This is a genomic window from Marinobacter lacisalsi (assembly GCF_042651045.1).
Lineage (GTDB): Bacteria > Pseudomonadota > Gammaproteobacteria > Pseudomonadales > Oleiphilaceae > Marinobacter > Marinobacter lacisalsi.
In genome coordinates this window covers 43,754-63,283 of record NZ_JBHSDI010000064.1, presented here as the reverse complement: position 1 = coordinate 63,283, position 19,530 = coordinate 43,754, and the positions used below count along the sequence as shown (strand labels likewise).

Here is a 19,530-nt window from a genome sequence, read left to right as displayed (position 1 = left end):
GTATTGCGTGGGTTTAAAGATCACGATTGCGTATCGCCGGAAGCTGACGCCACGCTCAGTACCGTAACCGTCACCAGGATAAGCACCATACCGGCGACCTGCATGCCGGCCAGCCTTTCATCAAGAATGAAGACGCCAAACAGGGATGCTGTCACCGGTTCAACCATTGCCACCACAGAGGCCACAGCCGGGGCGGTATGGTCCAGACCTACAACATACATCACGAACGACACCCCCGCACCAAGCAGGCCAAGGGCCATAAAAAGTGGCAGGTCTGAAGAACTCAGCGCGGCAAGGGCCTGATCAAAATCCACCAGCCCCATCAGGGAAATACACAGTGTGCCGAACGCCATCACCAGAATGGACTGGGGGCTGCCGTGGGGCGTTGCGTACTTGAAGCCAAAAATGAATATGGCATAGGAAAGGCCGGCAAGCAGACCCGCGACAACGCCCATGGTGGTGATGCTTGTCTCGCCAACGTTGTAGACACGGGTGAGCAATACGATACCAAGCGTCACCAGAAGGATCGCCACGCCCTTGAGCGGGGTCAGCCGTTCCAGCTTGAGGATGAATGACAGGATGTAGACGAACACGGGCGCGCAGTACATCAGGGTTGCCGCCACCGCGACACTGCCCTTCGAGATGCTCAGGAAATAGAACGTGAAGTTGCCAGCCACACCCAGACCGGCAACAACAGACCAGAACCACAACCGGGGATTTGTGAAATCAGTGGTGACGGGGCGCAGCCCGACCCAGAGGGCAATACAGACCAAGCCGGTAGCACCACGATAGAACGCAAGCACATACGGGTCCCACCCATCGGCCATCAACCAGCCGCCGAGCCCCCCGGCCAGACCCCAGCATATAGCGGCCAGCACCACCAGGACTGACCGCGTGTCGAAATCCGGAGAGCCCTTCACCATAAGGCAATGAACCCCGCTTTGCTTCTGAATGTCTTGCGCCCCACAGCAGGTCAGCGAACCAACCGAACGAGACGCTTGTGTTCAGCATGGTCGCACCTGTCAGTGGAAAAACAAGGGGATGACCTTCGGGGTCACGGGCACCCGCATTGTGACTTTTACCTACCGCTTTTGACTGCTTCCCCCCCCCTCCATCAGGACTTTGATTTTCCATCCTTCCGGGGACGGCCGTAGATCTCTCTAAGCTCATCCTTGGCCTGTTCAAGCCTCTGTCGCTGGCTATCCGATAGCTGGCTGCCGGCACGGTTGACGTAGAACGTAAGCATGGACATGGCCGAGCGGTACGGGTCTGCCTTGCGTCGCTCACTGCGCTCGGCGGATTCCTTCAGTGAACGCGCAATGTCCCGCGGATCCTCCTGCGAGAATACGCCCCTTTCAAGATCCAGTGAGTGACTGGAACGGGTGACCTGTTGCGACCATCTTTCGTTACCCCTGGTTGCCGTGGTTGAGTGTGATTTCGACATGGCGTCGCCCTCCTCTTCCTGACTCTGCCTGACCCGGGATCAGAACACCGCGATCATCCAGCCCTTCAAAAAAAGCGTAGTCCAGGAAAGACGCCGAAACACCTGTTGCCACGGAGTTCAACCAGGGAAATCCCGTGACCCAGCTCCAGCAGGCTCAGTAGCTGCTACGCTTATTGACTAAACTCAATGACATCCTGATATACCACAGGGGGAACCTATGGGACATATCATCGCCGGACGACTGGACGTCCAGGAACACGCCGAAGAACTCACCAGGTCCATTGAGGGCCTGGGTATCACCCGGGACAAAATTTCCGTGTTTTACGTCAACCCTGACGGGCAACACCATCTGTTGCCAATGGGGGGCGACAAGAGCACTTCGCCTGGCGCCGCCAAAGCGGGCAAAGGCGCCTGGGTCGGTGTTGGTGTCGGGGCGGCTGCCGGTGCCGCTGCCGGTTCGGTCGCCGGCCCGATAGGAGCCGCTGCCGGTGCCGGCGTAGGCGCCTATACCGGCTCCCTGGCGGGTGCCGTCAGCGAAACCGATGACGAGGCTGATTCGTCAGACAAGGCTTCCGGAGAGGCCCCCGTCGTGGACCGTAAAGCAGGACTTCACGTGGCTACTGAGGTAGATAGCAGAACCCGACAGGACGTAGTGGCGCTGATCCGGCAACACGACGGTGATCAGCTTGAGGAGACGGAAGGACAGATTGAAAACGGCGAGTGGGTGAATTTCGATCCGACCCGCCCTGTACGTCTTATTTCCTGAAGCCATTGCTCCGCCCGTCCATGCGTGGCCGGGGAGAAGCCACGACCCACCCGGGCCTGCACAACCGGGTGTCTGATCCCGTTGTGCACCGTTACGACAGCCGGAAACCGGAAGACGTCTGGTTCAGGGTCTCGGAACAATCCCCCAGGGCCCGTGCGTGGTTCTCCAGGTGGCCCCGTATCGAGCGGGATTCCACCGCATGGCCGTGGATATGCTCTACCTTCTGGGCAATCTCCTCGGTGGTGCTGGAAATGCCCTCCACCGAGGTGACCACCTGATCCATGTCCCCGGCAAGTGACTGAATGGACTGGGTGATGCGTTCGATCACCGATACCGCCTCACCAGCGCTCTGCTCGCCGGAACTCGCCTGCTGAAGCCCCTGTTCCATCAGTGCCGAGATTTCCCGTGTCTCCCGGTTCAGCGCCTCGACGATCTGCGCAATACCGCTGGTGGCCGAAACCGTCTTCTCGGCCAGCGAACGCACTTCATCCGCCACCACCGAGAAGCCGCGCCCAGCCTCTCCTGCACGAGCGGCCTCTATTGCCGCATTAAGGGCCAGCAGGTTGGTCTGCTCGGCCAGTCCGTTGATGGTGTCCACAATGGTGTTCACTTTCTCACCGGTCTTGCTCAGGCTTTCGACCTGCTCGTGGGTTTGCCGGATCTTGCTGGAAAGGTCCTGCATCACCTCGCCATTGCTGCGAACCACCTGTGCCCCATGCTGGGACGCTTCGTTGGCTTCCCGGGTGGACTGATTGACCGTGTTGGTCAGCTTGGCAATGTCCGCAGCCGTGTGTGAGATTTCCTGCACGGCGGCTGCAGCCTGTTCGGTCTGGGCCTCCACCTGATCCCCGTTGGTGCTCATCTGGCCGACCAGTTGCTGCAATTCCCCCTGAAGGCGGGACAGGTCGCGGTTGCCGTCAAGCACTTTACGGATCACATCGGACACATCCTCAACCATCTGGTTGGAGGCGCTGCCCAGAGCATTGAACTCATCGTTGGAATTTCTGCCCAGCCGCAGGCGCTGGCTCAGGTCACCCCCTGCCACGCGCGAGAGCAGACCCACGGCGTCGTGCAGCCGGCCGACCAGGGTGCGGGAAGCCTGCACCAGGGTAACCACCAGAACCACCAGCACGACCGCCGATACAATAACGATCAACCAGGTCGACGCATTCTTTGCCTGTTCCGCACTGGCAACGGTCTCGGCGATCAGACTGCTTTTCAGGGATTCGTTCTGGCGCTCAATCACGGCTTCCAGGTCATTACCCAGTGACGCCAGTTGCTGCTCGGTTTCAAGGATGGTGTCAATCTGGGCTTCCGCTCGCTCGAAGGCCTCGGCAAAGGTACTCACTGCCAGACCCAGGTCGTTGTCCTCCCAACCCATGTCGGAGATGATTGCCTGCATCCCTTCAATGGCCTGATTGGTCTTTTGCGCGGACTCCGGCGTGAAGTTATTGACGTAGTCCGAATAGGCCGTCCTGGCCATCTCGATATCATCGTTCATGATCGAGATGCTGATTTCCCGCAGGCCCTCTTCCATGGCCCTGGTCAGATCACCATAGATGCCCCCGGATGGGCTCATGCCCAGGGTCTGGCGCTGTTCAAGCCACTGGCGGCGCAGTGCCACATACTCGTCCACCCGCTTCTCGATCTGCGCGGCTGTGGCCTGGATATCGTCACCGGGGATACGGTTCGCGAGCGTCGCCAGCTGGCCGGCCTCTGCCGCAAGGGCATCCAGCAGCTGCTGGAAGCGCTCAGTTTCGTCGGCGTCCAGGTCCGCACTGAGGCTCTCCACTTTCAGCCACTCATTCCACAGGGCCAGCGACGCGTTTTCGTACGCATTGGCGTCAGACCGGGCCTCATAGGATACCGACACCTGATCCAGGCCACGCAGGGCAGCGAGCGCGACCAGAACGAGCCCGACAAGTGTGGCAACGATCAGCAACCAGAATTTCTGCTGCCACGAGAGAGAAAGGCGCTTCACCGGTGAGTTACTCCTGAAGGTTTGATCTTGTCAATTGTGCTTACTGTACTTCAGCGTATCGGCAATGCAGTTCGTTTCTTGAAACGTTTTGTTAACCGCCCGCTCCAGGATCCTGACCACTCACAATGCCCGGCAATTTGGCAGCCAGAAAACCCGCCAAAGCCTGGACAGATGGCAGCTGGCCACGGCGGAATGGCATCAGCAAACTTAACTGGGCGTGGCCGGCGCTCCACCCTGGCAACAACTGAACCAGGCTTCCCTCATTGAACTCCGGGCGGCAGATATACCCCGGCAGGGCCACGATACCGAGCCCCGCCATGGCCGCGCGCTTGAGCCCCGTCATATCATCGCTGCAGAAACGCGCGGTAAAAGGAAGGGTTGCATCGCCCTGCTCTTTCGATGCCAGGGAGCGTAGTTGCCAGCGCCCTTCCGCCGTATCGGACCCGAGCTTCAGAGCGGAGTGACCTGGCAGGTCCGCAGGCGATTGCGGCGTGCCGTGTTGTTCAAGGTAGTCCGGCGCTGCCGCAAGACACCAATGCGTTGAGGCCAGGTTTCGCTGTACCAGGGAAGAATCTGGCAAGGGCCCGGTATGGGCTCGCAGCACGAGGTCAAACCCCTCGCCCACGGCGTCAACGTAATGGTTGCTGGCGTGTTGAATCACGTCCACCCGCGGATAGTCGGACATGAAACGGGGTAAGAGATCCGACATCACGAACTGGGCCATGGCAACAGAACACGCGAACCGGACCACGCCCAGAGGCTCCCCCTGACGCTGGCGCACCGCGGTTTCAGCGGCTTCGGCCTCCACCAGCATGGCCCGCGCGTGACGGTACAGCGCCTGCCCCGCATCCGTTAACGCCATCTTGCGGGAACTTCGGCTCAGCAAACGGGTTTCGAGAGCCTGTTCAAGAACCGCTATTCGGCGGCTCAGGCGGGACTTGGGGAGGTTGACTGCTCGCCCCGCCGCACTGAAACCGTGATGGTCCACCACCAGAACAAAATAATAGAGATCGTTGAGATCCAACATGCCACCGCCCAATCGTCCTTTTAATAGAACGATACTTCCTATTCGTGGAGGTTGTCCACTATACGTCCCACCAATAGGATATTGCTCAGGAGACACCCATAGCAGGAGAGAAGAAATGAAAGACCTGGCACCCACAAGCGCTGTTACTGAATCCGATGTTGTTTCACCCACCGCCCTGGAAGTGGGGTCCGGGTTTTCCGCCCGCCAGTTTCGGCATAGCCAGTTTTCCGGGCTGATGGATCCCTTGCTCATGGTGGATGACTACACCATGACCGAACCCACCTTTGGCGCCCATGCCCATGGCGGTATCTCGGCGGTAAGTCTGCTTTTTGAGGATAGCCAGGGAGACTTTTTCAACCAGGATTCACTGGGCAACAACCTGGCGCTGGGTGCCGGGGACTTGTACTGGCTGAGCGCAGGTCGGGGCGCCATGCACGACGAATCGCCCAGATCCGGGGAAGCACGCATTCGCGGCCTGCAGATCTTTGTCAAACTGCCGGCGCAACGGGCCTACATGCCTCCCGAGTCGCTCCACGTTCCCGGCGCCAGCATGCCCACTATCATGGGGCCCGGTACGCGGGTGCGCGTAGCCCTGGGTTCCAGCAATGGTATGGAAGGAAAATCGGGAACCCCGAACCCGCTTACCCTGCTGGATGGCTACCTTGATGGCGGGGCGCATTTTTCCCACGAGGTCGCGGCCGGCGGATCTGTATGGATCTATGCGGTGGAAGGCGAGCTCACCGTGCAGTTCAATGGCGAGACCCGCAGAGTACAGGGGGGCAACGCACTGGCGCTGAGGACTGATGCGGAGGCCAGTAACATCACGCTGAACGCGGTCCGGACAACTCATTTTGTGCTTATCGCGGCCAAGCCACTGGATGAGCCCTTCGAACAGAAAGGCCCGTTCGCCTTTGCGACGGCTAAGGAAAATGAACAGGCCGTAGCTGATGCACAAGCGGGGGTTTTTGGTGACATCGCGACCTTACGGGAAAGTGCCTGATCGTTGCTACAGCCAGGCCGCCATATCGCGGGCAATCAGGTCAGGCAGGCACGGAGGACTCACTCCTCCTCCGGCCTGGCCCAGCTTTCAAGCCCGAGTGCTACCACGCGGGCTACGTCAGCCTCCGGCACGGAGGTAAGATCCCCGGTTTCGAGCGGATCATAGTGGAAGGCATACAGCCGCGAGGCAAACTCTGCTATGGGAAGTGAGGCCTCCCCCCGGAATTCACCGTGGCCCCGGGTTGAGCACCGAATGCCCTGGCCCCAGTCCTGGCCGCTGTCGTTATTGGGGTTGAAGAAATAGACCCGCATTTCGTTGGTGGGACTGAGACCGACCCGCAGGATAGTGATGGCGTGGCGCCCGACAAATCGCGCCGCACTGTCTGTCACCGCGATACCGGCCGGCTGCGGGTGAATGAGGGGCATCTGGCCATTGAAGTAAGGGTGATAGCTGGCGTAGAAGCACCGCACAAATCCTTCATAGTCCCTGATTTCCCCCGTGTGGATGTCCGCGACTACCAGGAACTCATGATTCACCCACCAGCCGTAGAATTCCGGGTTGATCCAGCGGTGGGCATCATCATCCCGGTCACTGCAGCGGCGCCACATCTCGCCGTACAGGCGGTCAAGGTGTGGAATCAACACCACGGAAACAGGATCCACGTCGACAGGCGCTTCCTTTACCAGCCCCACCTCCAGGTCCTTTGAGGACACCTGGTAACCTTCGAACCGGGTCAGGACTTCGTTGTCCCGTGCCGCCCAGGCCAGCACCTGAAGGAGGTAATCCGCCTCGTTGGCGGCCCACATGGACAGCCCGATGGCCGACTGGCAGCTGGGATTGTTGCCCTGGCCAACCCCAAGTGGCTGACCCAGCAGGTTGAGCACACCGGCCAGCAGATAGACCCGCGGCGGCTGGTCTTCGCCGAACGCCTCCGTCAGGGTACGGGCGGTTTCCGCTGACAGCGTGAGCTTGATCTGCCGCCACAGGGCCTGGGCCACCGGGGGCGTAAACAGTGAGCCTCTCTCCAGCATCATGGTGAGCCCGAATACGGCCTGACAGGTTTCCGGGTATATGGCTTCGTCGATCAGCGCATTGACCAGCTCGTTATAACAGTAGAAATCGTCCAGACCGGTCATGGTCAGGCCCAGGGCCGCCGGAATCAGGTCATCCTGGCCGGTGCTGCGAAGGTATCGGAGCATGGCGGCATGGTAGGGGGACGCGAGACCCGTGTCGTGCATGCTACGGGCCATACTGGCGGCCTCGTCCGACAGTTCAACATCGTCCATCTCGCTCAGGCGCTGTTCGTATATGGCCAGCCCGGGGTCTTCCGCGCAGGCGAGAGACGGCGCGAACAGCGCGCGCACCAGCCTGGTCGCGTCGGCGGTGCCACGGGTCCTGATGTCCGGATCGTAAAGACACTTTGCAATCTGGCCGATCATGTCGCAAATGCTGTCCACCTGCACCGGGCCCTGATCCAGTAGCCGCCAGACCTCGGCAACCAGGCTGTCCAGCAGGCTCTCATACCCCAGGTGGGCAATAAGGTACTGGTAGAGCTGTTGCACGAGCAGGCCCAGCTGTTCGGGTCGCTCGCGGTCCGCTTCACTCATCTGCCCCGACAACAGGTCAAGGTTCAGTGCCATCACCTGGGTCAGGAAGTGCCGGGCCTGCTCGGACGAGATGCCAGGATGGAAATAGTCACCCAGGGTCACTGCCAGCAAGCGGATCTCACTGCTGGCCTCGACAATGGTGGTGACAGCCCCCGCTTCCCGCAGTGAACGTTTGGCCAGGGCCGGCTGCAGGATGGCGGGCCGGGCCCAGTCGCTGGCCCCGAAAATGCCAGCCGACTCCAGTGCCCGGACCCGACGGTAAAGGGCATCAAAGCCCCCTGGCACCAGCATCAGCGCCCGGGCACGCTCAAGCAACACCAGGCTGGACGCTTTCGGATCCATCCGCCGCGCCCGGGCAAAGTCAGCCAGGGCAACATCGAATTGCTGCACTGTGGTAGCCAGCACGGCATCATCTTCCGGTTGGTCCATAACAACGGGCTCCTTAGCCAGTCCTACCCGATGCCGTTCGCCCATGTCGGGCCCCGATAACTTACCCCGCTCAGGCTGTTACCACACTGAACACCGCGCTCGCTGTGGCAATGCATCTTGATCCAACATAGAACCTGCAACCGGCAAACGCCATGCTGCGACCGACTTTGTGAACATCAGTATGAACCTCCACCCAGTCACCCTGCTCCGCCTTGCCGACATAATCCATGGTCTGACTCGCCGTTACCATCGGCGTCGGAGGCTCCGTGGAGAACGCCGCCGCGTAGCCCATGGCAATATCAGCCAGAGTGCCGAAAACGCCGCCGTGGGCCAGCCCCCTGGCGTTACAGTGCCTGTTCTCAATCCGCAGCCCGACAACCAGCCCGGACGCCTCGGTTTTCTGGTAGATCGGCCCCAGTAACTCCGTATAAGGGCTGGTGCGCGACAAGGTCGCAAATCCTTCAGGTATGTCATTCATATCCGTCTCCTCCCTGAATGCCGTCACCGATGGTGACAAGGTTTGATACCATGCATCAAACTCCCAGACCACGCCGGACGTAGCCTTGAAACTCTCCCGCATCCTGAGCAACCAGAATGGTATCAGCCGCAAGCAGGCGAACCTGACTATTGCCAGCGGGCAGGTACGAGTGGATGGCCAGATATGCACCGAGGCCGCCCGGGATATCTCCCGTTTCCAGAGCGTGATGGTGGGCATCAAGGTCATCCAGCAGGCTGAACCGGCGCATTACCTGATGCTGCACAAGCCGGCAGGCTACCTCAGCGCGACCGAGGATCCGGTCCATCCAACGGTCATGGAACTGGTACCACCTGAGCTCCGGGGGCACCTCCACATTGCCGGACGACTGGACCGGGCCACCACCGGCCTGCTGATCCTGACCAACGATGGCAACTGGTCACGACGATTGACGGAACCCGACATCAAGATACCCAAGGTTTACCGGGTGACCACCCTCACGCCCATCGGCGCTGATGCTATCAACCAGTTTGCCGAGGGCATCTGGTTCGCCTGTGAAAAGCTGACGACCTCACCCGCCACCCTGGAGCCGCTGGCGCCCCTGGAGGCAAGGGTGACCATCTTCGAAGGTCGCTACCATCAGGTGAAACGGATGTTTCATGCCGTGGGTAATCAGGTTACCAGCCTGCATCGGGAACGCATTGGTACCATAGCCCTGCCGGAATCCCTGCCCCCGGGCGCCAGCCGCAGCCTGACGCCAGAGGAAATTGGCTCCGTGCCATCCCGCGGGACGACAATCGCCACTGCAGGCGTTACGCCCGCCCCAGGAACTTCCGCTCTTCCACGTTGATCTTTATCCGGTCACCTGTCGAGATGTGCTCCGGTACCTGCACCACCAGGCCCGTGGTCAGTCTGGCGGGCTTGGTGCGGGCTGTGGCAGAGCCGCCCTTGACGGATGGGTCCGTTTCGGCGATTTCCAGATCCACGGTGGGCGGCAGATCGAGTGCGACAGGCGCGTCGTTAAGCAGGATAACCATGACACCCTGGGTTTCCTCGGTGATGAACAGCAGCTCGTCGGCAATGGCTTCCCGGTTCAGGCTGTACTGGGTGTAGTCCTCCGTGTCCATGAACACGTATTCATCACCATCGGCGTAGGAAAAGGCCGCTGAGCGGCGAACCAGGTCCGCCAGGTTGAGAATGTCGGAATCTTTGAAGGTCTCATCCAGCTTGGCATTGGTCACCACGTCGTACATGCGCATACGATAGAGGCTGCCACCGGCCCGGCCCTGGGGCACGGAACGCTCGATATCCCTGACGAAGTAGACCCGGCCATCGTATTCGATGGCCTGATTTTTCTTGATTTCACTGGCTTTTGGCATTGCTGTCAGTCCTGCAACCATAAAGTGGGGTTCACGGCTTGCTGATATATCACGACTGACGAAAACAATCGACAGGCAGAGCAGGAAATACCGAACTGCCATCTCTTTTTGCCGCCTGGTGACACAGGGTTTACAGACGTGCAAGCGACTCGGCAATGCCGTCGTCTCCCGACAACAGATCGAACGTCTGACGCACGGTGTTATCCGCGTCCAGAACGGCCAGCAACACCGAGGCAACGTCCTCGCGGGGAATGGAACCGGTGCGGTCCAGTCTCGGGCTCAACTCGACCTTTCCAGTACCCGGGTCGTTGGTTAGCGGCCCGGGACGAACCAGAGTGAAATCAAGGCTGCTGGCACGCAGGTGCTCGTCAGCCTTCTGCTTGGCCCTCAGGTAGTGATGTATCTTCTCCGGGGCTTTCTCCGGTGCGTCGGCCCGCATGCTGCTGACCAGCAGAAAGCGCTTCACGCCGGCGGCCTCGGCCGCATCAATCAGCCTGATGGCGCCGTTCTGGTCGACATCAACGGTCTTTTCCGGGCCGGTATGGGGGCCGGAACCCGCGGTGAATATCACCGCATCGCAGTCTTTAAGGGCATGGCTGCAGTCCTGCTCCAGATCCGCCACCACGGTTTCTGCAGCCCCGAGCCGCTCCAGCTCGGGCGCCTGTTCCGGGTTGCGTACCATGGCTCGTGCAATGTGCTGACTGTCAGCCATGTGCCTGACAAGGTGCTGGCCAATCTTGCCATTGGCACCGGCGATAAGAACACGCATGGATCACCTCCTGATCGGTTGCGGCATGATCATTACTATCTGCGTCCGACAAGAGACTGTTTCAAGCCAGTCGTTAACATCGGGCCCGCAGGCGGAACACGGCGTCGGTGCTCATGGGACATTACCTGTGCGACCTGCCATACCATTTTCCGAATGGTGCCGCCGTTACACCGTGTACTATCAATGAGGCAGCCACCAGCAGACTGACGGCCACCCAGGCCATGCCGGTACCTGTTTCACGGTGGATATACAGCCCGTAGTAGAGCGCGGATATACCGATAGGTCCGAACCAGCCGGCCAGGCCCGCCATTGACAGGGAACGCCAGTCGGGAATCAAAGGGCGCAGTAACAGAATCACCGGTAAACGCCGTAGCAACAGCACCGACAGGATCAGTGCAGGCGCACTCCATCCCAGTGCCAGCCATTCCCTGAGCGGAATCATAAGCCCGAACAGCATGAAGACCGGCAGTGTGAAGAGCAGATTCACCGCTTCCTGTATATTGGCCTCCCGGGACCGATCCTTGCCCTGAACCTCCTGGTCAAAGGCTACGCCCGCCACGAATACCACCACCAGTCCGTCCGTACCCAGTAATTTCCCCAGCCCGACGGCAAGTAGCGTCAGCGCCAGCGTCACCGACAGGAAGGATGGCTGATCCACAAAATCCCGCCGCTCCGCCAGCCTCAGCAACCTCCCCACAGTCAGCCCCAGGATGACACCCAGCACCGCGGCACCGCCCACCTCCCACAGCAAGACGCGCCACACCCATTCATTGGCCGCAGCCGACACCCCGGTTGTCATGAGAAGCACAGGCACCATGACCAGGGGCAAGGCAAGCCCATCGTTCAGGGCTGATTCCGAGGAAAGCGTGTGGCGGAAACGCCCTGGCAGGTGGCGCTTGGCCACACCACCCGTAACGATCGAACTGGCGATCACCGGATCGGTGGCGCAGACCGCCGCACCAACGGCCAGGGCAGCGAGGACACCCACATCCAGAAACCCGAAGGCCAGGGCAGCGCTGACCAGACAGAACAGCGGCATCCCGACCACGATCAGCACCAGCACCGACTGCCAGTGGTCGAACAGGTAGCGCGGCGGCAGCCTCAGGGCGATGCCCATCAGACTGATAGCCAGGGTCAGGTGCGCGGCTTGCTCCAGGATGAACTTGTCACCGCCCCAACGGGATGCATCCAGCCAGCCCAGCCCGACAGGGCCTACAAACACACCTGTCAGGAATGCCAGCATGGGCAACGAAGCCCAGCTGCGATCAAGAGGCCTTGAGAAAAGCCCCAGCAGCAACACGATGGCGCCGACCAGGGCGAGAGAGAGGTTAAGTTCCGCCATATCCCTTCACACCCTCCAGGCTCAAATGTCCTGTTTCCGCACCACAGCGGATTGCGCTCAGTGAACCGTTCGTTTCCAGCAGAGCACCTTCGGCCTGGTCCAGGCCGAGGTAGCCCGTTCCACCAACCACCACAATCAACGACCTTTTCATGCCCCAAAGGATAGCCGGCGATGATACTCCGGCAAGCACAGCGGGGTTACAGCTCTGCCAGCTTTACTCGACTGATCGAAGGCCGGGTTCTCTTAAGCTAGCGGGGATCAGGCACAGCGGCTGCATTGTCATTAACCGGCTGTAACGAGTGAGCGCGACCACTACCCACGACGCTTCAGAGCCTCTGTCGCAAGGCATCAATGAACCCGTACAGGTCCACCACCCTTTCGGCATCGGGGTCAGTGGTCTTGCCCTTCAGATCGGCCGTAATAATCCCGTCGGCCACTGTGTCCTTGAGTGCCTGCTTGAGCGCTTCGGCATAGCTGGCCAGGTCCTCGTTGCCGTCTCGCTCGCCGAGCGCCTCAAGCGCATTGCCCAACGCATAGATCAGTGCCGAAGGGTTAAAATGCGCCTCCTTTCCGCCACTTTCCCGGTACTTCAGGTAAAGGTCGTGGGCGGTACCATGAGGCGCCTCGAAAAGCATGGTGCCTTCCTTGCTTTCGATGATCGAGCTCGCGGTGGCCAGGCTGCCGCCCAGGGCAGCGGAAATATCGGAAAAGATATCGCCATCCAGGTTCTGGGACGGATACAGGGCATTCCGTGGCGGGTCGGTAATCATCTTAATCAGTTGGCTGGAGGGCCGCATTATCATGAAGGATGGTGGCGGCGTATGCTGCTTGGCCAGCTCCCGGCGTACCTCGGTAATAACGTTACTGAAGACTTCGTCGTACTCCATGTATTCCCGCTTCAGGCCGAAGTAGACTTCCTTGTCCTTGCGCGAGGCGTCGCGGAAGACCTGGCTGACCCAATCCTTGATCGCCTGGCGGTCATTGGACATCAGCAACATGGGGTCACCTTTCCTGACATGCCTTGCATGCCGCTCCTCGCCATCCACCACCACCTTGACGATGCCGTCTTCCCTGGCGGGCTCGTTGAAGCTGCCGTATTGGTCGCCACCGCCGGCACTCATGCGGGAGATGGACACATGGACATTACGCGGCGGAATGCCGTGGAGCTTCAGCTGACTGACCAGCTTGAACAGCTTGCGGCCGGTAGTATTGTCCGGCACCCCCCAAAGGGCGTGGTCAGGCGGGTTGGAAACGATCCGCGCGGCCTGGGCATCAATCAGCTCGTAGTAGAAGCCGAGACCGAGTTCCTCCACCTTTTCCTGGTAGTCCTGTTTGTAAATGCTCTCGATGGTGGCTCGCATGGCACCGTCGTAGCCGGGAATCACCGTGTCCTTCAGGCCCAGGTAAATATCCCGTTTTTCATCAATGGCACGCTGAAAGAACTGGTGGGCCCAGTGGGTAATGTCCGCTGTGTCGTTGGTGGCGAGCAGCAGCGGATCGCCTTTGCTGATCTCCCGGCGGTGTAGCTCCACCGGGTCGCCACTGCTACCCACGAACAGAAGTTTGATGATCCCGGTGGCACGTGACAGTTCGTTAAAGCTGTCCTTGATGCCTCCGTTGTCCATGGTCATCACCTCGATATCGCGACCGATCCACTCCGGTCGCCTCACCCGGATGTTGCGGAACTGGATATCCTCACGAGTGATATTGCCGCCAATGCCCTTTCGGATGGCGCCATTGGGGGATTTGGTGGCCAGGGGATCCAACGACACCCCGTCAAGGTCCGGGTGCTTCCTGAGCAGTTCGTCAAGCTGACTCCGGTTGACGGTGATACCGGCATTCTTGATGCCTACGCCATACGTCCTGAGCGCCTCGATGGACTCGGTCACCGCTCTGCCATTGGTGACCAGGCGGTTCTCGGCGGAAAGATCGATTTCCCGGAGCTCGATATCCAGCCTGGAGGAGACAAAGGTCTTCAGCAATTCCTCGAAGGCCACCTGGGCCATCTCGTCGCCGTGGAGAATAACCAGTGGCGATTCCACCTTGATCTTGTTGTTTCCCATCATGCTCTCCTCTGGGTTGTGTCCTGTGAGACGGAATGCGGAATCCGCAGCTGCCTCTCTTTACCCTAAGCCTGATTGAGCAGGGGTCAAGGAAAGCAGGCCTGAAGCCACAGGCCGCTGCACCGGGTACTCTCAACCCGCCATGAACCAGTGGACCTGCCGCGAACACGCAAGGAGATACATCATTTCAGGTGATGTCAGGAATATTGAGTGACAATTTTTCTCACAGGCGCGACTCCTCAATAATACAACCATCGAGATCAGCGAAGCCTGTCAGCCGCTGAGACCCGACGAAATCCAATAGTCGTTTTTGAGGAGTTCTATTATGTTCGGTATCAATGTAAACCTGAAGAAAACCGCTGCCATCGCCACCATCGCCGTTGTTGGCGTCATGGGTGCCGCCAATGCCAGTGCCCAGCAGGTGTGGATGGAAGAAGTACTGGAGCAGCAACTCCAGGCAAGCCAGACCCAGCAGGACAGCAAAGCGTCCGAAACAGCTGACAACAAGGCTGAAGAGAAGACTGACAGCAACGCATCATGAGTTGCTGACAGGGCCCTGACCATCACTGGCCAGGGCCCTGGACTTCAAGGTTTTATGTGGCCGCCTGGCGGGTTTTGTTGTCCCGTCTCCAGCCGGCACACAGTCGTCACCGGCTTACCCCATTATTCATCAAAACCCAGGAATCGCGCCGTGTTGCTGACGGGGCGTCGACGTGACACCACCGAGTTGGCAACAAAGTCATCGTCCGGCCATCCCAGTGCAACACAGGTCAGTATGACCTGATCCTCGGGAATACCGGCCACCTCCCGAACCACCGGGCTTTGCATAATCCCCTGCCCGTTGATCACCGCCCCCAGGCCCCGACTCCAGGCTGAGAGCACCAGACCGTAGGTCATCGCGCCGGTATCAAAGTGGGCGATCGGATTGTCCAGCAGTACCCGATCAAAACAGACGACAATTGACACGGGTGCATCGAACTGGCGGAAACCGCGCATTACCCAGTCCTGGCGGCGCTCGGCGTCATGACGCTCTATACCCATGGCCTCAAAAAGCTGCACCGCAATTTCAACCTGACGCTTTCGGTGCTCACCTTCGTACGCGCTGTAGTCCCCGATTTCACGGCTGGGAGGGACCCCTTCAAGCATCCGCTCGGTATTGCCCCGGCGAACCCGCTCCAGGGGCTCGCCGGTCAGGACATGCAGGTGCCACGGCTGGGTATTCATTGAAGACGGTGCCCGGTTGGCCAACGCAATCACCTCCTCCAACAATGCCCGCGGGACGGGTTGATCGGTGAATCCGCGGATGGAGCGGCGTTCCTGTATTACCTGGTCAAGTTTCATCGGTGAACCTTTTTTGTTTGTTTCTGACATTGGCACTGTGTCTCAACGAGCGATCAGCTTTGCCTTTGGGGGTATTTCGATATGTTGCTAAGAATTAGCATGACCTGTCCCGCAGAACAACAGGTCCGGGCGTTACCGCCCACCTTTCAACACTGAAACCTGCTCGTTTGTATTTTTTCTGATCAGCTTCTGGTAATTCCGCGCAACACTGCTATGTTGATATCAGATGAACATAACACCTGTTATGTTCATCTGATATCAATAATAAACTGCAGGCTCTGCCAATACCAGGCAGGACCTGCCCGGTAAGGTTGTCGGAGATAATTATGACGAACAAAAACAAGAAGATGTCGGCACAACTCGAAGAGCAGTTCGAGTCGGGGCGACTGTCGCGCAGGGGGTTCATCAGGGCAATGGCGGCGCTCGGCATGGTCGCCTCTGTGCCAATGGTGCTGGGGGCACGGCATGCGAAAGCGTCGGCTGCCGACGATTATGACTATGTCATTATTGGGGCCGGTTCCGCCGGCTGCGCCCTGGCAGCGAAGCTTGCCGAGGACCCGTCAAAAAATATTCTGGTCATCGAAGCAGGGCCAGCGGACACCCATCAGGCGATACATATACCGGTGGCGTTTCCGCAGTTGTTCAAAACACCTTTCGACTGGGATTACACCTCCACCCCACAGCAAGGCCTGGCTGATAACACCGTCTACATCCCCAGGGGCAGGGTCTATGGAGGATCCAGTTCGATCAACGCCATGATCTACATGCGCGGCCACCCGAGCAATTACGATGACTGGGCAAGCGAGAACCCGGGCTGGAGCTACAAGGAACTGCTGCCCTATTTCATTCGAGGTGAAGACAATTCACGGGGCGAGAGTCCGGTGCACGGCGTCGGCGGTCCCCTGAGCGTTATCGACCAGCGCGACCCCAATCCCCTGTCCACAGCCATGGTCGCCGCCGCCGGAGAACAGGGGTATCCGCTGAACGCGGATTTCAATTCCGGCAACCAGGAGGGCTTCGGTCTCTATCAGGTCACCCAGAAAGATGGTATGAGGGCGTCTGCCGCCGGTGCCTACCTGTATCCCGCCCTGGAACGGGACAATGTCACCATTCAGGGTGAGTCGCTGGTGCACAACCTGATTATGGAGAACGGCCGGTGTACCGGTGTCCGCTTCGAGTCTGGTGGTAGCATCCACCAGGTACAGGCCAGCCAGGAAGTCATTCTCTCGGCGGGGGCCATCGGCTCACCGCAGATTCTCATGTTATCCGGCATTGGCGCCCGGAAAGACCTGGAAGCCCTTGGCATTTCCGTGGTCAGGGACCTGCCGGGTGTAGGTCAGAATCTTCAGGACCATGCCATGGTCCCGGTTGCCCATGAATGCACACAGCCTGTCACACTGGCAGCAGCCGAGACACCTGAACAGGCAGAACTGTTCAAGCAGGGAATGGGTCTGTTGACGTCAAACATTGGTGAGGCCGGCGGTTTCCTGAAACTGGATCCGGAGGCCACTGCACCGGAGTTGCAGTTCCACTTTGCCCCCAACTACTTCATCGCGGACGGTGCCGGCAACCCGGAAGGCCACGGTTTCACGTTGATGCCGGGCATTGTGGGCACCCGAAGTGCCGGCTCCGTCAGGCTCACATCATCAAATCCCCACGCCAAGCCAGCCATCGACCCGGCGATACTGAAGGACGATCACGACCTGGAGGTGATGGTCGAGGGCATCAAGATTGCCAGGAACATTCTCAAAGGCCCAGCCCTGGACGAGTACCGGGGAGCTGAATACATGCCGGGCGACGCCGTCCGCACCGATGACGAGATACGCGACTACATCCGCAATAACACCCAGACCATCTATCACCCGGTCGGTACCTGCAAGATGGGGCCTGACGGTATGTCGGTCGTGGATTCAAAGCTGCGAGTGCATGGGGTCAGAGGCCTGCGGGTTGCGGACGCATCGATCATGCCACGCATCATCAACGGCAACACCAACGCAACCTGCATGGTGATTGGCGAAAAATGCGCTGACCTGATTCGCGAACATGCCTGATGACCAGGTCCACTTTTGCCACCCGTCTTCAACCGTTAATCGGTAAGGAACCGTCATGACAGCAACACAATCACACCCCGCTCCTGATTCGGCCTTTGAATCTCTCGACCAGGCCGTGGCAGACCTCAAGAGCAATGCCCTGAAATGGGCGCAGACATCGACCAGCGAACGCATCCGCCTGCTTTCCGAGGTCCGCGACCGCCTTATAAAAGTGGCGCCCGCCTGGGCCGAAGAAGCCGCGAGACAAAAACAGATACCGGCCGGCTCTCCCCTGGCCGGAGAGGAATGGATATCCGGCCCCTACGCGGTCATGAGTGCCTGCAACCAGCTGATCCACACGCTTTCAGAGATGAAGGGGAAAGCCTACCTGGACAAGATACCCTTGCGGGAATCCGTGACCGGACAGGTCATCGCCAAGATCGTACCCCATTCGGTCTGGGATCATCTTCTGCTATCCGGCGTACGGGCCGATGTGTGGATGGAGAAAGACGTAAACCGGGCCAATCTCCGGACCCATACCGCAAGTGCCTATGACATACCCCCGTCGGAACGGGAGGGCAAGGTGGCACTGATCCTCGGTGCCGGTAATATCGCGGCGATCCCCCCTTTGGACTGTTTCCAGAAACTGTTCTCGGAGCACCAGGTCGCCATCCTCAAAATGAACCCGGTCAACGAGTACCTGGATACGTACCTGGAGGATGCCTTCAAACCCCTGATCGACGCAGGTGCGCTGAGAATTGTCCGGGGCGGTCTCGAGGTAGGACAGCATCTTTGCAACCACCCCGACATTGACGAGCTGCACATCACCGGCGCCGGGGCCTCCCATGACGCGATTGTCTGGGGTGGCGGGGAAGAAACCGCGAAAAAAAAGGCCGCAGGCACACCGGTCAACAACCGCCGGATCACCTCCGAGCTGGGTGCCGTCTGCCCGACCATTGTCGTCCCTGGTCCCTGGAGTGACGCCGACATTGCCTTTCAGTCTGAGCATATCGCCACCCAGAAGCTGCACAATTCCGGTTTCAACTGTGTGGCCTGTCAGATGCTGATTCTCCCCCGGGACTGGGACCAGTCCGACAAGCTGATGAAGCGTGTTGAGGCGACCATGGCGAGGATACCCTCCCGTCCACTCTATTACCCTGGCGCGGCTGACCGCATGGCCGGCTTCTCCGCCAACAGCGACAACATCCTAAAATTCGAACGGCCGGGCGCCGACGCCTGTATCGTTGAACCGCTGTCATCCGAATCAGCCACTGGAGAGACCAAGCCCTGGTTCAGCAACAACGAAGTCTTTGCGCCTGCCATGAGCACCTACCAGATTGAAGGCAAGGATCCCGCGGAGTACCTGCGCAAGGCAGTCGCCTATGCCAATGATCAACTGCACGGCACGCTCGGCGCCAACATTCTGATCCACCCGGCGACCATCCGACAGATCGGCCAGGATACCTTCGAGTCGATCATTGCGGAACTCCGTTATGGCACCATCGCCATCAATGCCTGGACCGGTCTCGGCTTCCTGATGCCCCAGTGCCCCTGGGGTGCTTTCCCGGGTCATACCCTGGACGACGTACAGAGCGGCATAGGCTTTGTGCACAACACCTATATGTTCGACAAGGTGGAGCGCTGTGTGGTCTACGCGCCGTTCCGGCCATTCCCCAGGAACCTGCTGAGCCTCGGGTTTACCCTGTTGCCCAAGCCACCCTGGTTCGTTTCCAACCGGAAGCAACACCGGCTTGGCCAACTGCTGACGGAATTCCAGTATCAGCCCTCTATACTGAAGGTTCCCAGAATCTTCCTGAATGCCTTGTTGGGCTAATGGGCGTGGGTTAAAGTCAGGCAAAAATTCGATCAGGAGTGGT

The 19,530-nt window shown here is 59.5% G+C and carries 17 protein-coding genes; 6 read left to right on the top strand and 11 right to left on the bottom strand.

Features of this window, described 5'->3' with window-relative positions; all coding sequences use genetic code 11:
* Positions 1-20: 20 nt before the first annotated feature.
* Together ACFOZ5_RS19290 and ACFOZ5_RS19285 are read right to left on the bottom strand one after the other, a co-directional pair.
* Positions 21-923, bottom strand: coding sequence for a DMT family transporter (locus tag ACFOZ5_RS19290; RefSeq protein WP_379890451.1), 903 nt, complete (start codon positions 921-923; stop codon positions 21-23).
* Positions 924-1,114: 191 nt separating this feature from the next.
* Entirely contained in the window at positions 1,115-1,444 is a 330-nt protein-coding gene (locus tag ACFOZ5_RS19285; RefSeq protein ID WP_379890449.1) for a DUF3175 domain-containing protein, read from the bottom strand.
* Positions 1,445-1,661: 217 nt separating this feature from the next.
* Between ACFOZ5_RS19285 and ACFOZ5_RS19280 the strand changes: the two genes are divergently transcribed.
* Entirely contained in the window at positions 1,662-2,210 is a 549-nt protein-coding gene (locus ACFOZ5_RS19280) for a hypothetical protein (RefSeq protein WP_379890447.1), read from the top strand.
* 91 nt (positions 2,211-2,301) lie between these two features.
* Here the strand turns inward: ACFOZ5_RS19280 and ACFOZ5_RS19275 are convergent, their stop codons facing one another.
* Both ACFOZ5_RS19275 and ACFOZ5_RS19270 read right to left on the bottom strand, forming a co-directional pair.
* On the bottom strand, positions 2,302-4,191 hold the full coding sequence (locus tag ACFOZ5_RS19275) for a methyl-accepting chemotaxis protein (protein ID WP_379890445.1): 1,890 nt from the start codon (positions 4,189-4,191) through the stop codon (positions 2,302-2,304).
* Positions 4,192-4,282: 91 nt separating this feature from the next.
* Entirely contained in the window at positions 4,283-5,218 is a 936-nt protein-coding gene (locus tag ACFOZ5_RS19270) for a LysR substrate-binding domain-containing protein (protein ID WP_379890443.1), read from the bottom strand.
* A 115-nt stretch (positions 5,219-5,333) separates the two neighbouring features.
* On the opposite strand from ACFOZ5_RS19270, the gene ACFOZ5_RS19265 reads away from it, so the two are divergent.
* Entirely contained in the window at positions 5,334-6,218 is an 885-nt protein-coding gene (locus ACFOZ5_RS19265; protein ID WP_379890441.1) for a pirin family protein, read from the top strand.
* Positions 6,219-6,277: 59 nt separating this feature from the next.
* Here ACFOZ5_RS19265 and ACFOZ5_RS19260 read toward each other — a convergent pair whose 3' ends face one another.
* Positions 6,278-8,254 carry a hypothetical protein gene (locus ACFOZ5_RS19260; RefSeq protein ID WP_379890439.1) on the bottom strand — a complete coding sequence of 659 codons (1,977 nt, stop codon included), beginning with the start codon at positions 8,252-8,254 and terminating at the stop codon, positions 6,278-6,280.
* A 70-nt stretch (positions 8,255-8,324) separates the two neighbouring features.
* Positions 8,325-8,732 (bottom strand): PaaI family thioesterase, encoded by a 408-nt coding sequence (locus ACFOZ5_RS19255; RefSeq protein WP_379890437.1) that lies wholly within the window; start codon positions 8,730-8,732, stop codon positions 8,325-8,327.
* A gap of 85 nt (positions 8,733-8,817) precedes the next feature.
* Here ACFOZ5_RS19255 and ACFOZ5_RS19250 point away from each other — a divergent pair, with 85 nt between their 5' ends.
* Positions 8,818-9,579, top strand: coding sequence for a pseudouridine synthase (locus ACFOZ5_RS19250; protein WP_379890435.1), 762 nt, complete (start codon positions 8,818-8,820; stop codon positions 9,577-9,579).
* On the opposite strand, the gene efpL is transcribed toward ACFOZ5_RS19250, so the two are convergent.
* The 4 genes from efpL to ACFOZ5_RS19230 all read right to left on the bottom strand — a co-directional run bounded on the left by efpL (position 9,542) and on the right by ACFOZ5_RS19230 (position 14,282).
* The gene (efpL, locus tag ACFOZ5_RS19245) at positions 9,542-10,108 is read right to left on the bottom strand and encodes an elongation factor P-like protein EfpL (protein WP_379890433.1); all 567 of its coding nucleotides are present in this window, start codon (positions 10,106-10,108) and stop codon (positions 9,542-9,544) included. The genes ACFOZ5_RS19250 and efpL overlap by 38 nt on opposite strands.
* Before the next feature lie 130 nt (positions 10,109-10,238).
* Complete coding sequence (locus tag ACFOZ5_RS19240; RefSeq protein ID WP_379890430.1) at positions 10,239-10,877, bottom strand: SDR family oxidoreductase; 639 nt, start codon at positions 10,875-10,877, stop codon at positions 10,239-10,241.
* A gap of 121 nt (positions 10,878-10,998) precedes the next feature.
* Positions 10,999-12,219 carry a cation:proton antiporter domain-containing protein gene (locus ACFOZ5_RS19235; protein ID WP_379890428.1) on the bottom strand — a complete coding sequence of 407 codons (1,221 nt, stop codon included), beginning with the start codon at positions 12,217-12,219 and terminating at the stop codon, positions 10,999-11,001.
* A 326-nt stretch (positions 12,220-12,545) separates the two neighbouring features.
* Positions 12,546-14,282: an isocitrate/isopropylmalate family dehydrogenase gene (locus ACFOZ5_RS19230; protein WP_379890426.1), complete on the bottom strand. Its 1,737-nt coding sequence runs from the start codon at positions 14,280-14,282 to the stop codon at positions 12,546-12,548.
* 325 nt (positions 14,283-14,607) lie between these two features.
* On the opposite strand from ACFOZ5_RS19230, the gene ACFOZ5_RS19225 reads away from it, so the two are divergent.
* Positions 14,608-14,823: a hypothetical protein gene (locus tag ACFOZ5_RS19225; RefSeq protein WP_379890424.1), complete on the top strand. Its 216-nt coding sequence runs from the start codon at positions 14,608-14,610 to the stop codon at positions 14,821-14,823.
* 122 nt (positions 14,824-14,945) lie between these two features.
* On the opposite strand, the gene ACFOZ5_RS19220 is transcribed toward ACFOZ5_RS19225, so the two are convergent.
* Complete coding sequence (locus tag ACFOZ5_RS19220; protein WP_379890422.1) at positions 14,946-15,623, bottom strand: nitroreductase; 678 nt, start codon at positions 15,621-15,623, stop codon at positions 14,946-14,948.
* Between the two features lie 326 nt (positions 15,624-15,949).
* On the opposite strand from ACFOZ5_RS19220, the gene ACFOZ5_RS19215 reads away from it, so the two are divergent.
* Complete coding sequence (locus ACFOZ5_RS19215; protein ID WP_379890420.1) at positions 15,950-17,674, top strand: GMC family oxidoreductase; 1,725 nt, start codon at positions 15,950-15,952, stop codon at positions 17,672-17,674.
* Between the two features lie 55 nt (positions 17,675-17,729).
* Positions 17,730-19,487 (top strand): aldehyde dehydrogenase family protein, encoded by a 1,758-nt coding sequence (locus tag ACFOZ5_RS19210; protein WP_379890418.1) that lies wholly within the window; start codon positions 17,730-17,732, stop codon positions 19,485-19,487.
* The last annotated feature ends 43 nt before the right edge of the window (positions 19,488-19,530 follow it).

Bases quoted from the DNA above. Each gene is read 5' to 3' on its own strand.
- ACFOZ5_RS19220 (WP_379890422.1), bottom strand. From the start codon at position 15,623: ATGAAACTTGACCAGGTAATACAGGAACGCCGCTCCATCCGCGGATTC.
- ACFOZ5_RS19270 (WP_379890443.1), bottom strand. From the start codon at position 5,218: ATGTTGGATCTCAACGATCTCTATTATTTTGTTCTGGTGGTGGACCAT.
- ACFOZ5_RS19290 (WP_379890451.1), bottom strand. From the start codon at position 923: ATGGTGAAGGGCTCTCCGGATTTCGACACGCGGTCAGTCCTGGTGGTG.
- ACFOZ5_RS19230 (WP_379890426.1), bottom strand. From the start codon at position 14,282: ATGGGAAACAACAAGATCAAGGTGGAATCGCCACTGGTTATTCTCCAC.
- ACFOZ5_RS19225 (WP_379890424.1), top strand. From the start codon at position 14,608: ATGTTCGGTATCAATGTAAACCTGAAGAAAACCGCTGCCATCGCCACC.
- ACFOZ5_RS19255 (WP_379890437.1), bottom strand. From the start codon at position 8,732: ATGAATGACATACCTGAAGGATTTGCGACCTTGTCGCGCACCAGCCCT.
- efpL (WP_379890433.1), bottom strand. From the start codon at position 10,108: ATGCCAAAAGCCAGTGAAATCAAGAAAAATCAGGCCATCGAATACGAT.
- ACFOZ5_RS19285 (WP_379890449.1), bottom strand. From the start codon at position 1,444: ATGTCGAAATCACACTCAACCACGGCAACCAGGGGTAACGAAAGATGG.
- ACFOZ5_RS19265 (WP_379890441.1), top strand. From the start codon at position 5,334: ATGAAAGACCTGGCACCCACAAGCGCTGTTACTGAATCCGATGTTGTT.
- ACFOZ5_RS19215 (WP_379890420.1), top strand. From the start codon at position 15,950: ATGACGAACAAAAACAAGAAGATGTCGGCACAACTCGAAGAGCAGTTC.
- ACFOZ5_RS19260 (WP_379890439.1), bottom strand. From the start codon at position 8,254: ATGGACCAACCGGAAGATGATGCCGTGCTGGCTACCACAGTGCAGCAA.
- ACFOZ5_RS19235 (WP_379890428.1), bottom strand. From the start codon at position 12,219: ATGGCGGAACTTAACCTCTCTCTCGCCCTGGTCGGCGCCATCGTGTTG.
- ACFOZ5_RS19280 (WP_379890447.1), top strand. From the start codon at position 1,662: ATGGGACATATCATCGCCGGACGACTGGACGTCCAGGAACACGCCGAA.
- ACFOZ5_RS19240 (WP_379890430.1), bottom strand. From the start codon at position 10,877: ATGCGTGTTCTTATCGCCGGTGCCAATGGCAAGATTGGCCAGCACCTT.
- ACFOZ5_RS19210 (WP_379890418.1), top strand. From the start codon at position 17,730: ATGACAGCAACACAATCACACCCCGCTCCTGATTCGGCCTTTGAATCT.